This window comes from Acidimicrobiales bacterium (genome assembly GCA_035533095.1).
Taxonomy (GTDB): Bacteria; Actinomycetota; Acidimicrobiia; order Acidimicrobiales; family Palsa-688; genus DATLUM01.
Genome location: DATLUM010000127.1, coordinates 1 through 2,471 on the forward strand (window position 1 = coordinate 1; position 2,471 = coordinate 2,471).

Consider the following 2,471-nt stretch of genomic DNA (forward strand, 5'->3'; position numbering starts at 1 on the left):
TGGGAACCCGAGCCGACGAACGGCTCGTGCCGGCCGCATAGGGCGCGGCTCGGATGACGCCGGTCGTCGCCGGCGAGAACTCGACGAATCCGGGACAGCACGCTCGATTTGCCCTGGCCTTCGATGAAGACCGTGGTCCGAAGAAGCCGCCGGTGACCACGTGAAAGTGGCGTCGGACGATCACGTCGCGCCGAGGAACTGGCCGTCTTGCTGGTTCCGCAGAATCCGTGGTGCGCCTGCGCACCAACGTAGTTGACAGAAATCGAGGCTCGCCAAGGGTCCGGGCGTGACCGCCGAGCCCCCGCTCCTACTGACTCTCACCGAGACGGCTGCCCTTCTCGGCATCGGCAAGACGCTGGCATATGAGATGGCGGCCAATCGACGCCTGCCGGTGATCCGCATCGGCCGGTTGGTGCGGGTCCCCAGGGCCGACCTCGTGGCGTGGATCGCGGCGGAGACGCGCTACCCCGTACCACCTGACACGTCCGCTGCGCCGACCCGACGGGCGGTAGGAAGGCCGCTAACCGGCCCCGCGCGACGAATCGGGAATGCGCCTGTGGGCCCGAGGCTGCGGCCTGTCCCCATGGGCCTTGACCCGGCGGACGGATCCGCCCGTTGATGGACATGGCCTCACAGCTCCCCGTCGTGGTCACCCCGCTCCGCCCGCTGCTGACGGTGCCCGAGGCCGCGGGCCTCCTGCACATCAGCGAGCGGACCACGTGGCGACTCGTCCGCGACGGCGAGATTCCGGTGGTCCGCATTCGCAAACGGATTGTCCGCGTCGATCCAGCCGCGATCGCCGCCTACCTGGCCGCGCCGGATGGCTCGGTGCCCCCCGAGGTTCCCGGGCATACGGCAGACTGCCTGACGCCGGATACTACGGTCTATGACCACACGAGCAGATTCGCTGACAGCTCCGCGGGCGGTCGTAATTCCGCCAGAGCTCAAGGTGCCGCCGGTGCACCAGCACAAAGACGGTCGGTATTTCATCCTTCTCCGAAGCGGAGCGAGCCAGGGGGCAAGGCCGAGGCAGTATTACGGGGCCACACCCGACGACGCTCTGTGGAAGTGGCTCCGCGCGGAGCATCCCCAACTCCTGCCGGTTGCCTCTCACTCGCCGACTTTCGAAGGCATCAGACCCACGACGGTCGGTCAGCTATGCGAGATGTGGCTCGACGCCCTCGATCGGATGGTCGCTTCGGGTAGCCGAAGCGCTACGACGCAGCGCTCTTACGAAGGCATAGTGAAGCGAGTCGTCTCGCTCGCCCTCGTCACCGGCGTAGACGGGAAACGCCGCCCGCTCGCGCAGATCGGCGTCGAGGAGCTGACGCCAGCGATGGTCGACGAGATGGTGTACTGGGTTCGGTTCGAGCGCCGCCTGAGTTCGAGCCAAGCCGCCCAAGCCCGCACGACGATCGGCGCCGCTTACAAGTGGGCCCGGCAGAAGGCCCGTATCACCGCGAATCGGCCCATCACGGACAGTGAGAATGTCATCGTGACCACGGACGCCGTGCGTGACGACGAGATCCCGACTCCCGCCCAGGTGCGGACGTTCCTGACGCGCTGGCGCGACGACTGGCTGTACGGACTCTGGGTCGCAGCATTCACGACCGGACTGCGCGCGGGCGAGCTCATCGCGATCCACGAGAACGAGCTCTTTGTGGACGAGGGCAGCTCGTACCCCACTCGCCTCCACGTCGTGAGGCAAGCCCAACTCGTCCGGCTCGACGCCCGGACGAGCATCGGTCGCGAACAGACATCCGAATGGAGGGTCTACGAGCCGAAGCGGCACTCGCGGCGCTGGGTGGGGCTGACGCGCGACGCCGGCGAGGCGCTACTCGCCGCGGCCGATCGATCAGCTACGGCAGCTGCCGCACGACGGGACTGGGGGCCCGGGTGGGAGGGCTACGTGTTCCGGCGACCCAGCGACGGAGCGCCGCCCCCAGTTGATGAAATAGGGACGCTCTGGAGCGAGCGCCTGAAAGGGGCTGGGCTGCCCCACTGGTCATTCCACTCGACGAGGCACTTCGCGGCTTCCGTCTGGATTGCTGCGGGGCACCCCACCTGGATTGTGGCGCGGCGTCTCGGGCACAAGGACACGGGGCTCGTCGAGCGGCGCTACGCACACCAACTCGAGCGATTCGACCCGTCCGGCTCGACCGCGATGGAGGCCATACTCGCCGACTTTCTGCCCGTTGTTCCGACGGACCCCGATGACGGACCAGATGTCGAAGTGTAGTCGGATTGTGGTCGCAGGACCGCGCCGACTGAGTGGGTTGTGGTCGGAGTTAGGCGTGAATACCGCACGTCACGCGGTTTTGCCCAAGGTTTAGCAAACCGCTGCACTAGACCTCTATGCGACCTCTCCGTGTCCGACGGGCGACCGATCGACGGCGAGCCGGTGAGCGGGGCCGGACGGGACAGCGCGCAGTCTAGCAAACCGTCATTCGGCCGGCCGCGAATGGCCGGAG

The 2,471-nt window shown here is 67.3% G+C and carries 3 protein-coding genes; 2 read left to right on the forward strand and 1 reads right to left on the reverse strand.

Going from position 1 to position 2,471, the window contains the following annotated elements; genetic code table 11:
- Window positions 1-286: 286 nt before the first annotated feature.
- The gene (locus VNF71_15075) at window positions 287-619 is read left to right on the forward strand and encodes a helix-turn-helix domain-containing protein (GenBank protein HVA75878.1); all 333 of its coding nucleotides are present in this window, start codon (window positions 287-289) and stop codon (window positions 617-619) included.
- An 11-nt stretch (window positions 620-630) separates the two neighbouring features.
- Here the strand turns inward: VNF71_15075 and VNF71_15080 are convergent, their stop codons facing one another.
- Window positions 631-852, reverse strand: coding sequence for a hypothetical protein (locus VNF71_15080; protein HVA75879.1), 222 nt, complete (start codon window positions 850-852; stop codon window positions 631-633).
- Window positions 853-886: 34 nt separating this feature from the next.
- Between VNF71_15080 and VNF71_15085 the strand changes: the two genes are divergently transcribed.
- Window positions 887-2,239 (forward strand): tyrosine-type recombinase/integrase, encoded by a 1,353-nt coding sequence (locus tag VNF71_15085; GenBank protein ID HVA75880.1) that lies wholly within the window; start codon window positions 887-889, stop codon window positions 2,237-2,239.
- Window positions 2,240-2,471: the final 232 nt, after the last annotated feature.

What these genes read in the sequence shown, in the direction of transcription:
- VNF71_15080 (HVA75879.1), bottom strand. Translation starts at nt 852, where the DNA reads ATGCCCGGGAACCTCGGGGGGCACCGAGCCATCCGGCGCGGCCAGGTA.
- VNF71_15085 (HVA75880.1), top strand. Translation starts at nt 887, where the DNA reads ATGACCACACGAGCAGATTCGCTGACAGCTCCGCGGGCGGTCGTAATT.